General features: G+C 38.8%; 12 protein-coding genes, 16 tRNA genes and 1 pseudogene. 5 read left to right on the forward strand and 24 right to left on the reverse strand.

Features of this window, described 5'->3' with window-relative positions; translation table 11 throughout:
- Positions 1 to 303: 303 nt before the first annotated feature.
- The 16 genes from CWR48_RS18475 to CWR48_RS18550 all read right to left on the reverse strand — a co-directional run bounded on the left by CWR48_RS18475 (position 304) and on the right by CWR48_RS18550 (position 2,116).
- Positions 304 to 377, reverse strand: a tRNA-Ile gene (locus CWR48_RS18475).
- 15 nt (positions 378 to 392) lie between these two features.
- A tRNA-Gly gene (locus CWR48_RS18480) sits at positions 393 to 466 on the reverse strand.
- 129 nt (positions 467 to 595) lie between these two features.
- Positions 596 to 668, reverse strand: a tRNA-Ala gene (locus CWR48_RS18485).
- 13 nt (positions 669 to 681) lie between these two features.
- Positions 682 to 758, reverse strand: a tRNA-Pro gene (locus CWR48_RS18490).
- A gap of 91 nt (positions 759 to 849) precedes the next feature.
- Positions 850 to 935, reverse strand: a tRNA-Leu gene (locus CWR48_RS18495).
- 7 nt (positions 936 to 942) lie between these two features.
- A tRNA-Gly gene (locus tag CWR48_RS18500) sits at positions 943 to 1,017 on the reverse strand.
- A gap of 22 nt (positions 1,018 to 1,039) precedes the next feature.
- Positions 1,040 to 1,121: transfer RNA gene (locus tag CWR48_RS18505), tRNA-Leu, on the reverse strand.
- A 9-nt stretch (positions 1,122 to 1,130) separates the two neighbouring features.
- Positions 1,131 to 1,203, reverse strand: a tRNA-Lys gene (locus tag CWR48_RS18510).
- A 190-nt stretch (positions 1,204 to 1,393) separates the two neighbouring features.
- Positions 1,394 to 1,466, reverse strand: a tRNA-Phe gene (locus tag CWR48_RS18515).
- 13 nt (positions 1,467 to 1,479) lie between these two features.
- A tRNA-Ser gene (locus CWR48_RS18520) sits at positions 1,480 to 1,572 on the reverse strand.
- Positions 1,573 to 1,582: 10 nt separating this feature from the next.
- Positions 1,583 to 1,659: transfer RNA gene (locus tag CWR48_RS18525), tRNA-Asp, on the reverse strand.
- A gap of 19 nt (positions 1,660 to 1,678) precedes the next feature.
- Positions 1,679 to 1,755, reverse strand: a tRNA-Met gene (locus CWR48_RS18530).
- Positions 1,756 to 1,773: 18 nt separating this feature from the next.
- A tRNA-Val gene (locus tag CWR48_RS18535) sits at positions 1,774 to 1,849 on the reverse strand.
- Between the two features lie 4 nt (positions 1,850 to 1,853).
- Positions 1,854 to 1,928 (reverse strand) — tRNA-Glu (locus tag CWR48_RS18540).
- A gap of 8 nt (positions 1,929 to 1,936) precedes the next feature.
- Positions 1,937 to 2,011, reverse strand: a tRNA-Asn gene (locus CWR48_RS18545).
- Positions 2,012 to 2,043: 32 nt separating this feature from the next.
- Positions 2,044 to 2,116 (reverse strand) — tRNA-Thr (locus CWR48_RS18550).
- Positions 2,117 to 2,889: 773 nt separating this feature from the next.
- Between CWR48_RS18550 and safA the strand changes: the two genes are divergently transcribed.
- On the forward strand, positions 2,890 to 3,498 hold the full coding sequence (gene safA, locus CWR48_RS18555) for a SafA/ExsA family spore coat assembly protein (protein ID WP_115774783.1): 609 nt from the start codon (positions 2,890 to 2,892) through the stop codon (positions 3,496 to 3,498).
- A gap of 65 nt (positions 3,499 to 3,563) precedes the next feature.
- Here the strand turns inward: safA and CWR48_RS20945 are convergent, their stop codons facing one another.
- Both CWR48_RS20945 and CWR48_RS18560 read right to left on the reverse strand, forming a co-directional pair.
- Positions 3,564 to 4,010: a hypothetical protein gene (locus CWR48_RS20945; protein ID WP_245976862.1), complete on the reverse strand. Its 447-nt coding sequence runs from the start codon at positions 4,008 to 4,010 to the stop codon at positions 3,564 to 3,566.
- Positions 3,997 to 5,361, reverse strand: coding sequence for a serine hydrolase domain-containing protein (locus CWR48_RS18560; protein WP_245976863.1), 1,365 nt, complete (start codon positions 5,359 to 5,361; stop codon positions 3,997 to 3,999). The genes CWR48_RS20945 and CWR48_RS18560 overlap by 14 nt, the downstream gene beginning before the upstream one ends.
- 262 nt (positions 5,362 to 5,623) lie before the next feature.
- Here CWR48_RS18560 and trpB point away from each other — a divergent pair, with 262 nt between their 5' ends.
- Complete coding sequence (gene trpB, locus CWR48_RS18565; protein ID WP_115774784.1) at positions 5,624 to 6,796, forward strand: tryptophan synthase subunit beta; 1,173 nt, start codon at positions 5,624 to 5,626, stop codon at positions 6,794 to 6,796.
- A 144-nt stretch (positions 6,797 to 6,940) separates the two neighbouring features.
- Here trpB and CWR48_RS18570 read toward each other — a convergent pair whose 3' ends face one another.
- The 4 genes and pseudogenes from CWR48_RS18570 to CWR48_RS18585 all read right to left on the reverse strand — a co-directional run bounded on the left by CWR48_RS18570 (position 6,941) and on the right by CWR48_RS18585 (position 9,696).
- Positions 6,941 to 7,558, reverse strand: a complete 618-nt coding sequence (locus tag CWR48_RS18570) for an NADPH-dependent FMN reductase (RefSeq protein WP_115774785.1) — start codon at positions 7,556 to 7,558, stop codon at positions 6,941 to 6,943.
- Positions 7,559 to 7,606: 48 nt separating this feature from the next.
- Positions 7,607 to 8,167: an NADPH-dependent FMN reductase gene (locus CWR48_RS18575; protein ID WP_115774786.1), complete on the reverse strand. Its 561-nt coding sequence runs from the start codon at positions 8,165 to 8,167 to the stop codon at positions 7,607 to 7,609.
- A gap of 512 nt (positions 8,168 to 8,679) precedes the next feature.
- Positions 8,680 to 9,239 (reverse strand): annotated as a pseudogene (locus tag CWR48_RS18580) (NADPH-dependent FMN reductase).
- Positions 9,240 to 9,363: 124 nt separating this feature from the next.
- Entirely contained in the window at positions 9,364 to 9,696 is a 333-nt protein-coding gene (locus CWR48_RS18585) for an MGMT family protein (RefSeq protein ID WP_115774787.1), read from the reverse strand.
- Between the two features lie 185 nt (positions 9,697 to 9,881).
- Between CWR48_RS18585 and CWR48_RS18590 the strand changes: the two genes are divergently transcribed.
- Both CWR48_RS18590 and CWR48_RS18595 read left to right on the forward strand, forming a co-directional pair.
- Complete coding sequence (locus CWR48_RS18590) at positions 9,882 to 10,160, forward strand: hypothetical protein (protein ID WP_211316779.1); 279 nt, start codon at positions 9,882 to 9,884, stop codon at positions 10,158 to 10,160.
- 143 nt (positions 10,161 to 10,303) lie between these two features.
- Positions 10,304 to 10,492, forward strand: a complete 189-nt coding sequence (locus tag CWR48_RS18595) for an H-type small acid-soluble spore protein (protein ID WP_115774788.1) — start codon at positions 10,304 to 10,306, stop codon at positions 10,490 to 10,492.
- Positions 10,493 to 10,658: 166 nt separating this feature from the next.
- Here the strand turns inward: CWR48_RS18595 and alr are convergent, their stop codons facing one another.
- Entirely contained in the window at positions 10,659 to 11,822 is a 1,164-nt protein-coding gene (alr, locus tag CWR48_RS18600; RefSeq protein ID WP_115774789.1) for an alanine racemase, read from the reverse strand.
- Between the two features lie 107 nt (positions 11,823 to 11,929).
- Entirely contained in the window at positions 11,930 to 13,057 is a 1,128-nt protein-coding gene (gene ald / locus CWR48_RS18605) for an alanine dehydrogenase (protein ID WP_115774790.1), read from the reverse strand.
- A 505-nt stretch (positions 13,058 to 13,562) separates the two neighbouring features.
- Between ald and CWR48_RS18610 the strand changes: the two genes are divergently transcribed.
- Positions 13,563 to 14,618, forward strand: coding sequence for a YkvI family membrane protein (locus CWR48_RS18610; RefSeq protein WP_115774791.1), 1,056 nt, complete (start codon positions 13,563 to 13,565; stop codon positions 14,616 to 14,618).
- The last annotated feature ends 72 nt before the right edge of the window (positions 14,619 to 14,690 follow it).

Genomic DNA, 14,690 nt, shown 5'->3' on the forward strand with positions numbered 1-14,690 from the left:
AAAGTGTTTGAAATGAAATTGACACCAATCAATTCCATCAGTCTCAAGCTTTAAGAAGTGTTACCTTCTTGTTTTGTTGAAAAGAAAACATGTTTCTTTTCGTTTGACATACTGGTTATTTTGTTCAGTTTTCAAAGAGCAAATGTTCTGTTGCTTCAGAAGCAACTTTACTACTATATCATAAATCACTTTTTGTTGTCAACAACTTTTTTTCCTTTATTATTTCTTATTGTTTTTGCGACAACTTTAAAACTATATCATGTTGTTTTTTATAAGTCAACACTTTTTTTAAAAAAAGTGCGATGGGCCTGAGTGGACTCGAACCACCGACCTCACGCTTATCAGGCGTGCGCTCTAACCAGCTGAGCTACAGGCCCAAATAATAAATTATTTGGAGCGGGTGAAGGGAATCGAACCCTCATCATCAGCTTGGAAGGCTGAGGTTTTACCACTAAACTACACCCGCATAATATTTAGTTAAGTTTTGCATAATCAAAACCTAAAGTCTGTTCGTTCTATAACTATCTATTATTGATTTTTTCAGCTATCAAATAAGCAGTAAACACATTGTAGAATATAATGCAATATTTAAAAGTGGAGCCTAGCGGGATCGAACCGCTGACCTCCTGCGTGCAAGGCAGGCGCTCTCCCAGCTGAGCTAAGGCCCCATAATAAGAATAATGGTCGGGAAGACAGGATTCGAACCTGCGACCCCTTGGTCCCAAACCAAGTGCTCTACCAAGCTGAGCTACTTCCCGTAAAAACATGGTGCACTCAATAAAAATAGAGCCAACAACTTTCTCATTCATAGTCAGATACTCTATCCAATTAAGTTGTGAGCACATATGATGCCGAGGACCGGAATCGAACCGGTACGGTAGTCACCTACCGCAGGATTTTAAGTCCTGTGCGTCTGCCAGTTCCGCCACCCCGGCAGGGGCTTGGAGCGGAAGACGGGATTCGAACCCGCGACCCCCACCTTGGCAAGGTGGTGTTCTACCACTGAACTACTTCCGCTTGGGCAAATTTGAAACAATGATGCGGGTGAAGGGACTTGAACCCCCACGTCCGAAGACACTAGATCCTAAGTCTAGCGCGTCTGCCAATTCCGCCACACCCGCAAATACTGATGAGCCATGAAGGATTCGAACCTTCGACCCTTTGATTAAAAGTCAAATGCTCTACCGACTGAGCTAATGGCTCGAAGTAGAAAATAAAATAGATTGTTAATGCATAATAAGATAGCATTGAAATTTATAAGCACTCCATAAGTGAGGGCGACCGGTGGGGATTGAACCCATGAATGCTAAATCGCAATCCGATGAGTCAACCACTTGGCCACGACCGCCATATATTGATAATATGGCAGTACTATCTTATTAAAACATTATGATGGCGCGAGACGGAATCGAACCGCCGACACAAGGATTTTCAGTCCTTTGCTCTACCGACTGAGCTACCGAGCCATATTAATCTAAATGGAGGAGGTAGAGGGATTCGAACCCCCGCGCGGTTTGACCCGCCTGTCGGTTTTCAAGACCGATCCCTTCAGCCGAACTTGGGTATACCTCCAAACATATAGTGGCGGTCCGGACGGGACTCGAACCCGCGACCTCCTGCGTGACAGGCAGGCATTCTAACCAACTGAACTACCGGACCACTATTTTAGAAAATAATTTGGTTGCGGGGGCAGGATTTGAACCTACGACCTTTGGGTTATGAGCCCAACGAGCTACCAGACTGCTCCACCCCGCGGTGATATTAAAGTTATTATGGTGGAGGATGCAGGGCTCGAACCTGCGACCCCCTGCTTGTAAGGCAGGTGCTCTCCCAGCTGAGCTAATCCTCCACATTGGTGACCCGTACGGGATTCGAACCCGTGAAACCGCCGTGAAAGGGCGGTGTCTTAACCGCTTGACCAACGGGCCAGTTTAAATGGCTCCACAGGTAGGATTCGAACCTACGACCGATCGGTTAACAGCCGATTGCTCTACCACTGAGCTACTGTGGAATGATAATTGAATATTTCTATTATAGAAATGATGCCGGCCAGAGGACTTGAACCCCCAACCTACTGATTACAAGTCAGTTGCTCTACCAATTGAGCTAGGCCGGCTTTAAAACAATTCATCAAACATTTATGTATTTGTAAACTTATATTTGTTTATCACAGATTTATATTAAACCGCATAAACCTATGTTTCGTCAAGTGTTTTTATAAAAAAAGTTTTTTTACACCAAATCCCCCATAACGACGTACTGTAGTAGAGACGTGTCTAAATGTGTCGAAAGACCATATATCACGCGGTTTCTATAGGATCAATACTTTGTGAATTTCCTTTAAAAATAAAATATATATTTTTCCTTTGTACTAGAAATTTTACCATCAGATTTATAAATAAACCGTCCATCAGTGAACCCTGCCATACATGCATCTTTCAGGTCTCTCTATTTAGTAATCATTCGAATGTATTACTCGATCACATTGGATAAATGATGGGTGACCTTAATGTAATGAAGCAAAATAGCAGCTCACAACGATAGTTAGCTACCGATTAGGAATATGACCGAAAAATAGAGTGAATGTTAGTTGAACAGAATCAGGATTTTACAGCCAGTTAATTCGGGATAAATACACTTCTAAATCATAATTTGAAAACTTGCCTTCCTCATTTTTCCGCAATCTATCAATCTTTTTATTAAATTAACGTATATTCCCCTTACTATATTACATTTAGATTACTACATGAGAATATCCCCGCCCAATGGCAATCTGGGTCTCTTAATTCTTGTAATCGTTTTGCAAAAATCCTTCCATTTTTTTAGTAATGAATTTTACTATGAAACTATCTATCCTTAAATTATCACGGAAGAGGAAGGATGTTTCATATGTTAAAGAAAATTGGCAAATTAACGATTGCAACTGTCGCATCGATTACGATTTTATTACCCGTTTCTACATTTGCGGCAAGTACATATACGGTTGTAAATGGAGATTCCATGTGGAAAATTGCAGTGAAAACAGAAACTGGCGTAAGCGAATTAATCAACACTAATCCACAACTTGCGAATCCGAATCTTATTTATCCAGGACAGCAGCTTCAGATTCCAACAAATAGCGAATATAACGTAGAGCAAGAGGTTATTAGATTAGTAAACACGGAAAGAGCAAATGCTGGATTACCTGCACTTAAATATGACTGGGAGCTTGCAAGGGTTGCGAAACATAAATCACAGGATATGAAAACAAAAGGATACTTCAGCCATACAAGCCCTACATATGGGTCACCATTTACCATGATGCAAAATTATGGCATTCATTATAAATCTGCCGGTGAAAACATCGCCCAAGGTCAACGCACTGCAAAGGAAGTTGTCAATGCTTGGATGAATAGTTCAGGACATAGAGCAAATATCCTAAATAAAAACTATACACATATTGGAATTGGCTACTTAGAAAATGGTAACTACTGGACACAAATGTTTATCCAAAAATAAAATCATCCAAAAATATAAAGCCGTGAGCACTTGTTAAAACACAAGTGCTCATGGCTTTATTTCCTCTATTTATAAAACTCCCAGCAGATGATTAACAAGACAAACAGCATCCCTACTACACTACTAAGGATATAAGCTATTTTTTGAAAGCGGCTTAAGGATGACTTTTTCCATTTAAAAATAACACCAACAACAGAAACAAAGACAACCAACACATACGCAATATTAATCCATATCTGAATCTTCACCGAGGCATAGGAAGCATAATTTAACGTTCGAATCGCAAGGCCGATAATGTTCGCTATCACTGCTAACCCAGCAATATTCAATAGCAGGTACCAACGATTTATCGGATGATGGGAAATATCCCTTTTTCTATTTTTTATGGCTGAGATGGTCATGGATACAAGTGATAGGATAATTGAAAGCACAAAGACAATTGCTATGATCAGACTGGCTATCATAAGGAATTCCGTCTTTCCTGAGATCTGCTCTAAATCACTCGTCATCATTCATCTTAAACTCAAGGTATAAGTCCATTTCATCTGTAGATATATACTCATATGATGCCACTTGCTTGAACGTCATCCCCAATGTTTGTATCGTTTGTTCGTCAACAGCCTCAACTTTCCCTGTAACGAAAGCTCCATAAAGTTTAGTAAATCCATGGTGTGCGGATCTTGTCGTTATATAGTTACCTTCAACTTCAGCAGTATCTGGCAAGGCAATATCGTCCCCAACGGGATATTCGCCAAACAGTACTGGGGACAACCCGTAAAAAAGTCCAATCTCACCAGCTTGATTAGTCATAACAATAATTCCTAGATTCTCCGCTTTGGAAAATGTTAAATCAGCAGAAAATCTCTCCGTAATTCCCGCATGTCCAAGCATTTCCACCGCATACTGACTTGCCCAGAACCCATGTGCATTTCTGTGCACACCATTATCATAAACATCTGTTATCGTTAGCATTTCATCTAATGTCACATTGTTTCGAAATAGTGGTGTATTCTCTACTTCCTTTGGCATTAATGCTGCCATAATTTTCGCCGCAACTTCCGCCGTTCCGATTGCATTGCCAGCAGGATACATGTTGATATAAATTCGATCCTTATTCGATGGGCTGAACTCTCCCTCATTATCACCAAAATACCCACGAATCAATTCTCTTTTCTCAGCGATATCCTCATTATCTTCTTGTGCTGGATGAATTGCCGTATCCTCCATACCCAATACATCAAAGATATTTTCATTTACATATGTATAAAATGGCCGATTGGCAATCTCCTCAACAATAAAGCCTGCGAGTGCCACACCATAATTAGAATAGCCAACAACTCTACACGGTTCATTCACTTGAACTGGTTCGGGAATTAATAGTGCTTCTTCAAGCGTTGTTAATTGATCTGCTGAAAGGTAAAATAAATCGATATATCGATCTTCCCACCCAGCATCATGGTGCATTAGATTCATCATTGTAATTGGTTTATCATACTGTAATTTTGTCAAAAGTCCGTCTGGCAAATATGTTCGAATATCCTCATCCAAATCAAGTTTCTCCTGTTCGGCAAGCTGCATGACACTCGTCCATACAAGAAGTTTCGTTATAGAGCCCCACTCAAATACCTTATCTGCGTTCACTTCTGCTTTATTTTCTATATCATTATAGCCGTAAGAACGGTTAATGATTGTCTCACCAGCCGTTGTTTTGCCAATATAATCGCGAGCATATGCATCGATTTCCAGCTCAAGCTCTGAATACGGAATCCCTGAAGGCGTTTTGAAATTCTCTGCACGAACCAATACATTTGTTGAAAAAATTGTAACCGTGATAATTGAACTGATCCATAATGTCTTGTTCAATTTATCCCCCATAAAATATTAAATCAGCTATTACATTATAGCTGATTTAGAGTGGCATAATTGCAAATAAATGTAAATATTTCGTTAATTATCCACAAATATCATTCCTAGATTAAATTCGAATCCCTTCCTAGTGTTTGTTCAGCCAACACTATTAATTCTCATTATTCCCTTAATTGCAATTTTATTGAAAAATGTTAGAATAATGAAAAGCGTTATTGCGATTTGATACGTTTTATATTTTAAGGAGCTGAGAATAAAGATGAGTAATGAGCAGAGTATAGCAGAGAAAGGTTATTATGGTGAATTTGGCGGGAGCTACATTCCCGAAGACCTGAAGAAGGTATTAGAAATAATTGCTGCGGAATTTGAAAAATCGAAGAATGATCCTACATTTTTAGAAGAATATCATTATTATTTAAAAGAATACGTAGGAAGAGAAAATCCTTTAACATTCGCCGAGAACCTTACGAGAAAAATTGGCGGAGCTAAGATTTATCTAAAACGTGAAGATTTGAACCATACAGGTGCACATAAGATTAATAATGTTATCGGTCAAATTCTATTAGCGAAACGGTTAGGTGCAAAACGCATCATCGCTGAGACAGGTGCTGGTCAGCATGGTGTTGCAACAGCTACTGCATGTGCGATGTTCAATCTCCCATGCACCATTTATATGGGGAAAGTAGATACGGAGAGACAAGCTCTAAATGTATTCCGAATGGAGCTACTCGGTGCAGAAGTGATTGCAGTCGATAAAGGTGAAGGAAGATTAAAAGAAGCGGTTGATGTTGCACTTGAAGATCTGTTAGCAAATTATCCAGACACGTTCTACTTAATCGGCTCTGCCGTTGGACCATATCCGTACCCATCAATCGTTAAGCATTTTCAATCTGTAATTAGTGAAGAGTCAAGAAAACAAGTTTTAGAAAAGGAAGGCAAACTTCCTACAGCTGTTATTGCATGTACTGGTGGTGGCAGCAATGCGATTGGTGCATTTGCCAATTACATTGAAGATAAGAATGTTCGATTGATCGGCGTAGAACCTGCGGAAGCACCTACATTATCAAAAGGGATTCCAGCTGTATTACATGGTTATCGTTCCTATACACTGATTGACGAGAATGGGGAAGCACTGCCGACCGATTCGATCGCTGCAGGATTAGATTACCCAGGCGTTGGACCAGAGCATAGTTATTTAAAAGCAAGTGGGCGGGCAGAATATGTAATGGCAACTGGAAAAGAAGCACTAGCGGCATTTCAGGAGTTATCGAAAATTGAAGGGATTATTCCAGCATTGGAAAGTGCACATGCCGTTGCACACGCAATGAAGCTTGCAACAGAGCTTTCAAGTGATGATATTATCATTGTTAATCTTTCCGGCAGAGGCGATAAAGACGTGGATCAAGTTTATAAGATGATTAAAAGTAAGTAACAGAAAAAAACAAGGCTATGAGGGATAATTCCTGATAGCCTTGTTCCTTAAATAAGAAAGTATATAATAATAATTCTATCACAACTCTTGTGACAGGGTTGGCCGCGTCCGTACACAGCTCAAACTAACTTTAAGCTTTTGCTATTATGCTCTTAATGATTTAAATGCAGTTCCCCAAGATTTAACTTCATCAAGCATTTGGTTAATGTTTGCTTCATGGTATGCTGCAGGTTTGAACACACTCATGTTTTCAAAATCAGTAATAAGTGAGAATGTAACAGCCGTACGTACGTCTGCAACTTGAAGCTCACCGAAGATTAGACGTAGGTTTTCATGTGCACGAGTACCACCTAAGCTACCGTAACCTACTAATCCAGCTACTTTGTTCGCTACTTCTGGTTTCAAGTAATCTGTAGCATTTTTAAGTGCGCCACCAACTGCATGGTTATATTCTGGTGCTACAAAGATGTAGCCATCGAATGAAGCCATTTTATCTGACCATGCTTTAATACGATTGCCAGCATCTGCTTGCTCTGATTCTAATAAAGCTGCACCCATTAATGGTAATTTATATTCAGCAAGATCAACGATTTCATAATCTACACCATCATTACGTTTTGTTGCGAAATCATATACATAGTTTGTAACAGCTTCTGCGTTACGTCCTTCACGAACACTACCTAAAACAATCCCAATTTTTAAGTTTGACACTTTTTGTTCCTCCTTATTGGACTTACCAAATAATTTATCTAAAAAACCCATTGTTGCACCACCTATATTATTATCGATTTTTCATTCCATTCGAAATGATTATCGTACCGTTTTTAATACACGGCTCCATGCGATAACTTGATCAAGCATACCATTTGCATTTGCTGCATGATAATCAGCAGGTTTGAATACGCTCATGTTTTCGAAATCAGCCATTAGTGAGAATGTAGTTGCTGTTTGTACGTCTGCAAGAGATAATTCACCACAGATTAGACGAAGGTTTTCAATTGCACGTGCGCCACCTAAGCTACCATATCCTACGAACCCAACTGCTTTGTTAGCAACTTCTGGTTTCAAGTAATCTGTTGCATTTTTAAGTGCGCCACCAACTGCATGATTATATTCAGGTGCAATGATGATGTAACCATCGAATGAAGCGTTCTTTTCAGACCATGCTTTGATTGCTGCTTCAGATTCCGCTTGGATTACTTCTGGAATAACAGCTCCCATTAATGGTAATTGGTAATCAGCAAGATTTACTAATTCATATTCTACATCTGCATCGTTACGTTTTGTTGCGAAGTCAAACACCCAATTAGCAACTGCATCTGAGTTACGTCCTTGACGTACACTTCCGTTAATAATACCTATTTTCAACATCGTTATTTCCTCCTAATAAATAAAAAAATATTTATGGTAAATTGGATTAATGATTCCAGCCAAATTATCTTTGTTTTTGACAATAAGCTTATTTGCAATGTACTGCTAAATAGGCTTATTTCAGTTATCTATAATTCAATATACCTTAATTTAATATAAATATAGCATGGTTAATTACTTATTGCAACACATTTAATTCTTTTTTATTATAAAGTTACTTAAAGTAATTCACAAGCATTATGTACTCGATTGTAATAATATTTATTTAAAACTTTTAAACGAAAGTAAGAAACGTTGATACATGTGGGGTATGGCAATAAATTAATCATATTTATTGCTAGTGGAATGGAGAATGAATACCCTATAGTTGTATTGCTTAGGAAAGCCTCTGTGCTAGTATGAAGCTTTTTTTACATGAAATTGATATTCTATTTTCAAGCACTGACAGGAGAAAGGATTCCATAAAAAAGATGACCTTCTAATGTAGAGATCATCATTCGCAAACGCAAGGATCAAAATAAAAAGGTCGATTCATTTACTTTCTTTATGTTCTCGATTGCATATACCGTATCGACAAGGTCTTCTGCCAGGTTCGTCAATCGGAATAAAATATCGTCATCAACAATTTCCTTTCGTTGATAATATTTTTCTTCTATAAATACATATTTAGGAACAACAATCCCCTTCATATAAGATAAGATCGGTTTCATTTGTTGCTCAATCACTAAGAAATGCTTCGCGGATCCCGCCGTGGAAATAAGTCCAATTGCCTTTCCTGCAAAGCCATTACTTGGAAGTAAATCGAAAACATTTTTCAGTACGCCGGGGATAGATGCCTGATATGTCGGGGTACCAATAATATATGCATCTGCAGACATAATCTTATCGATCACTGTTTTCGTGTCACCGGTATAGTCGCGGTAATCCCTGGCATCACTGAATTCGAGTTGATAATTGCCTAAATTAATTAACTCAACCTCAAGCTGTTTTCATTTATTTTATTTAAAACCAGTTCTACCGCCGTTCGTGTTTTCGAACCAACAATCGAACCTGATAAGCCAATTACTTTCATACAAAACGCCCCCATCTCTAAACAGAAGAATCGTCTAATAAATTCTCCTCAAATTCCTATTTTCTCTGATTATTATACAGAGGAGTTTTATTTAAATACAATTCCATGCCTGGAGCTTATGATTTCAGTGGCCATCTTCCCACATATTCATTACGGGATGAAATTGATACAATTCTAAATTAATATATCCCGTCAAACTAATGTCAACACCTTCTGAATCTAATCGCCCTTTCTGTTCTAGCTTTCCTTCATCATCCTTTATCATAATCTGCCCTTTGGCGTTAACAACTCGATGCCATGGCAACTGATGTGTTTCACTCATTGAATGAAGAATCCGCACAACCTGTCTTGCTCCTCGAGGACTCCCTGCAAGTTTTGCGACCTGTCCGTAAGTCATGACCTGTCCTTCCGGTATTTGTTTTAACACTTGAATAACTCTTTTTGTAAATGGTGTCATAATAAATCCCTTTCCCTAAACCTGTTTAATCTATATTGCTTCGTTATCGATTTTGACGTTTAACAATCTTCATAAGCTTCTATATATAGGATATACATACATTTATTTTAAAGTAGATATGCCAGTCTATTCATCGTTTAAATAGTAGCATATCTTAAAGTAAACGTGAAAAGGAGGTATGCTAAATGTCAACTTTTAGAAGCAATCGCGATCGAAATCATGAAGATGATTTTGACCGCAGAAAAAGAAATGAAGATATCTTTATTGACGCTGACCGAGTTTTTGTAGAAGAAGATGAAGATCGTCGCCACAAATGCCGTCGTAGACACGATGACTGTGATCGTGACCGTCGCCGTAGAAGATTCTTTGATGTAGATGATGTTTTTATCCGCGCTGATGAAGTTATTTTTGATGATGACGACCGTAGACACCGCCGTTGCCGCAGAGATAGAGACGACTGGTAAACCCTCTATATTAGCTTGTAGAGAATAATATTCTCTACAAGCTTTTCCATTCCTGCTATAGAAAAAAATGGATACATAATCCTTGTATCGTTCTATTTCCAATACACAAGCTAGAATATAGTATATGCAAAAAGGAGGATAATATGGATAAGGTACGTGCACAGGAAATTGTCAAGTCAACTGCGATGATCAATGTCAATTACCACGGGATCCCAGTTTATATTAAATCCGTGCAAGGTGGAAATGAAACAGCAACCGTTTTTCCACTTGATTCGATGGATCACGAACAGATTGTCGACCTAAAAGGACTTGAGGAGAACCAGCTATTTTAAAGACAAAAGTGCAAGTGCCCAATTGAGCTGTGTTCGGACTGGCCCTCACAGGACGTGGCCTTACTTGTCACTAGAGTTGAAATCGGAAATTTTATAGTCCCCTATTCTAAGAAAAAAAGAAGACTGCCTATTATTATGTTGACAGTCTTCTCTATAGATTGCTTCGCTATTTCAATAATCCTTGCTCCTTAATTACATTACCATCTTTAATATATACTCTTGGAACTCGCTTGCCAATCAGACATGCTGTTTCATAGTGAATCGTATTCATTTGTTCTGCAACTTCCGCCAATGAAATATACCCTTCACTCGGATCACCGAAAATCGTGATGGTATCATCTTGATTGATTGGCTCTAGTGCAGTCACATCAAGCATTGTTTGATCCATACAAATACGTCCAACGATTGGCGCTCTCTCTCCTCTAATAGTCATCTCACCTTTACTTGATAATGACCGTGAGAGCCCGTCGGCATAGCCAACTGGTATTGTTGCAATAGTCGATTCCTCCGTTGGTGCAAACGTACAGCCATAGCTTATCGGCTGACCTGCAGCAACATTTTTGATAAAAATTGCTTTGGTTTTGAAGCTCATAGCCTGCTTTAATGTAATCTTTTCATGTAAATGCTCACTAGGGTATAAGCCATATAAACTGATGCCAACTCGGACCATGTCTAGATGCATTTCTGGAAAAGCAATGGTCGCAGCACTATTACAGCAATGCTTAATCGGTATTGTAATCCTATGCTGCTCGAGATAGGCAACAATCTCAGTGAACTTTTTAAATTGCTGCTCCGTATAGGTAGGATCTATGCTGTCTGCATCAGCAAAGTGCGTAAACACGCCTTCTAACTGAACATATTCCGAGGTTATTGACTGGGCCAAGGCGAGTGCATCTTCCTTATTATTAATTCCAATTCGATTCATGCCACTATCAATCTTCATATGAACATGGACCTGCTGCTTTCTATCTTCCGCTACTGCTATTATCTTCTCTATAATATCTGGAGTAAATACAGTTAAGCTAATATTATGCTTTATTGCGGTCTCAACAGCTGATGACTTCGTATAACCAAGGACTAAAATCGGTGAGGTGACTTCTGCTTGACGAAGTTGAATCGCTTCATCTAGGAAAGCAACCGCTAAATAGTCAGCACCAGCTTCCAGCGCGGCTTTCGCAACCTCGACAGCACCATGCCCATAGCCATCCGCTTTTACAACTGCCATCAGTTTTACATCGTTATGAATATAGTTCTTAAACGTTGTCACATTATCTATTATTTTATCTAATGATACTTCAACCCACGTGTCACGATAACTTCCTAGTTCCATCTTATTTCCTCCGACTATTCTGTATAGAAAGCACAGTTGCACTTATTCGATAACAGAAAATAAATACCCTTCCATTTTAAATGAGAAGGGTATCCTTTGGCTATCTTTTAGTGACTAAGAGCTGCCATTGCATCTTCAACAGATACATAGTCATACCCTAAATCGTTTGCAACAGCTTCGAATGTAACGTTACCATTCAGTACGTTCACTCCAGCTTTTAATGGCTGACTATCCTTAACAGCTGATTCAAGCCCTTTTTTCGCAATTTGTACGGCATATGGAACCGTAACATTCGTTAAGCCAATGGTGGCCGTACGTGGTACAGCACCTGGAATATTAGCAACAGCATAATGCAATACGCCATGTTTTTCATAAATTGGATCATCATGTGTTGTTGGATGGTCAACGGTTTCGAAGTTACCGCCTTGGTCAATCGCAACATCAACGATTACAGATCCTGGTTGCATGGATTTAACCATTTCCTCCGTTACAAGCTTAGGGGCCTTTGCACCCGGAATTAATACCGAACCAATAACTAAATCGGATTGTTTCACAGCGTTGGCAATATTTAATGGGTTAGACATTAATGTTTGTATTCTGTTCCCAAATAAACTCTCTAGTTGACGCAAACGTGCAGGATTTAAGTCAATAATGTTAACATTTGCACCAAAACCGAGCGCAATTTTAGCTGCATTTTCACCAACTACTCCGCCACCGATAATCGTAACCGTTCCACGATCCACACCTGGAATACCACTTAATACAATTCCTTTGCCACCCTGTGACTTTTCTAAGTACTGTGCACCTATTTGAACGGACATTCGTCCAGCAACTTCACTCATCGGGGTAAGTAATGGCAATGTACGATCGACAGCTACTGTTTCATATGCAATCGCTGTAACTTCTTGATCCACTAATGCTTTCGCAAGCTCTGGTTCATTCGCAAGGTGAAGATAAGCAAATAAAATTAATCCCTTACGTAAGTATTTATATTCTGATTCCAGTGGTTCTTTTACTTTCATAACCATGTCTGCCTTAGTCCAAACATCTGAGGCGTTTTCAACAATTTTGGCTCCCGAATTTTTGTACTCCTCATCCGTGAAGTTACTTCCTAGCCCGGCACCCTTTTCAATCATTACTTCTTGACCAGCACTTATCAAATTGACAACCCCAGAAGGTGTCATTGCAACACGATTTTCATTGTTCTTTATCTCTTTCGGTACTCCTATAATCATTATGAACATCTCCTCAATGGTTAATGTACTTCTATTATAGTACCAAATGATTTACTTTAGTTTATCAAAAAAGCTAAAGCATCACCAACTTCAGGTTTTCCATTTTCAGTTGAAGCTATGAGATTGCTTTTTTCATTCGGATCCTTGGATTGACTCTAGTATTATCCATTGTTCATTTTAGATGGGAATTTACTATACATTTCAATGTTTCGGAGCTCACTTCCTCACAAAATCGCGAGTAAATGACTCAAGCTTCCCTTGATTCCAATTATAGCATATCCAAGAGCTTAAATATATTTTTAATGATCCAATTTATCAGACGATATAGATGACCTATTACTAATTCAGCAAATAATGGTCGGGTATTATTCTGATATAATAAATAGAACAGTATGATCATAATCACATTAGTGGAAGTTACGATATGTTAGTGTCTTCTGTTATTGTCTTATATAATGGACTAAATTGGATAAGTCATAAATAAGTAGGGATCGTGGGGGATTTTATGAAGAAAATATTACAAATAGGTAGTGCACTTGTAGGCATTATTGTTGGTGCTGGCTTTGCTTCTGGGCAAGAAATATTACAATATTTCACCAGCTTCGGAACGATTGGGGTTGTTGGTGCAATCATCGCTACCGCATTATTTGCATATATGGGTATGACGATGACAAGAATTGGGAGTCGCATGCAAGCAACCTCACATCGTGATGCCATTTATAAAATCAGTGGGAAGTTTCTAGGTACCATCATTGACTATATTATCATCTTTACATTATTCGGTGTTGGCGTAGTGATGATCGCTGGCGGCGGCTCCATCTTAAATCAACAGTTTGGTCTGCCGTTATTTGTAGGTAATTTGTTATTAATTGCGCTCGTAATACTTACAGCAATGCTCAACGTAAGCAGAGTTGTTAAAGTAATTGGGGGTATTACACCATTTCTAATCATTGCAATTATTATACTGTTCATCTTTAGCATCGTAACAATGGATGCTTCGCTTGCAGCGCTAGATCCAATTGCAAAGCAACATGATTCTGCACTTTCGAACTGGATTTTCTCAGCAATCAACTACGTTTCCTTTAATATCGCAGTCGGTGTTTCCATGTCTATCGTAATGGGTGGGGATGAGAGGGATGAGAAGACGGCGGCAATCGGTGGACTTGTCGGGGGATTTGCGATTGGGATTTTAATTATGGTCAGTCATATCATGATATTTTCAAAAATTGATGTTATCGGCAACTTCGACATGCCAATCTTAAAGCTTGCAGATGATATTTCCCCTATTTTAGGTGTGATTTATTCCCTTATTCTATTTGGAATGATATTCAATACCGCTACAAGTATGTTCTTTTCATTTAGTGCGAGATTTACTGAAATAGGGACTAAGAATTTCAAAGTCTTTACGCTCATTACAGGTATCATCGCATTTACATTAAGTTTCGTTGGGTTTACTGAGCTTGTTGCATTATTCTATCCGTTCATTGGGAATCTCGGACTTGTTCTAATGGTTGTACTTATCGTTGCATCTTTACGAATGGGGAGATTAAAAAAGGAATAGGCAAAGCGGGAGGTGATACGATATCGTATCACCTCCCGCTTTGTTAACCCTAGTGCAGGATAGATTACTTTT

Source organism: Oceanobacillus arenosus (genome assembly GCF_003369575.1).
Classification (GTDB): Bacteria; Bacillota; Bacilli; order Bacillales; family Amphibacillaceae; genus Oceanobacillus; species Oceanobacillus arenosus.

Bases quoted from the DNA above. Each gene is read 5' to 3' on its own strand.
- CWR48_RS18585 (WP_115774787.1), bottom strand. From the start codon at position 9,696: ATGACACCATTTACAAAAAGAGTTATTCAAGTGTTAAAACAAATACCG.
- CWR48_RS18570 (WP_115774785.1), bottom strand. From the start codon at position 7,558: ATGGGTTTTTTAGATAAATTATTTGGTAAGTCCAATAAGGAGGAACAA.
- ald (WP_115774790.1), bottom strand. From the start codon at position 13,057: ATGATTATAGGAGTACCGAAAGAGATAAAGAACAATGAAAATCGTGTT.
- CWR48_RS18575 (WP_115774786.1), bottom strand. From the start codon at position 8,167: ATGTTGAAAATAGGTATTATTAACGGAAGTGTACGTCAAGGACGTAAC.
- safA (WP_115774783.1), top strand. From the start codon at position 2,890: ATGTTAAAGAAAATTGGCAAATTAACGATTGCAACTGTCGCATCGATT.
- CWR48_RS18610 (WP_115774791.1), top strand. From the start codon at position 13,563: ATGAAGAAAATATTACAAATAGGTAGTGCACTTGTAGGCATTATTGTT.
- CWR48_RS20945 (WP_245976862.1), bottom strand. From the start codon at position 4,010: ATGATGACGAGTGATTTAGAGCAGATCTCAGGAAAGACGGAATTCCTT.
- trpB (WP_115774784.1), top strand. From the start codon at position 5,624: ATGAGTAATGAGCAGAGTATAGCAGAGAAAGGTTATTATGGTGAATTT.
- alr (WP_115774789.1), bottom strand. From the start codon at position 11,822: ATGGAACTAGGAAGTTATCGTGACACGTGGGTTGAAGTATCATTAGAT.
- CWR48_RS18595 (WP_115774788.1), top strand. From the start codon at position 10,304: ATGGATAAGGTACGTGCACAGGAAATTGTCAAGTCAACTGCGATGATC.
- CWR48_RS18590 (WP_211316779.1), top strand. From the start codon at position 9,882: ATGTCAACTTTTAGAAGCAATCGCGATCGAAATCATGAAGATGATTTT.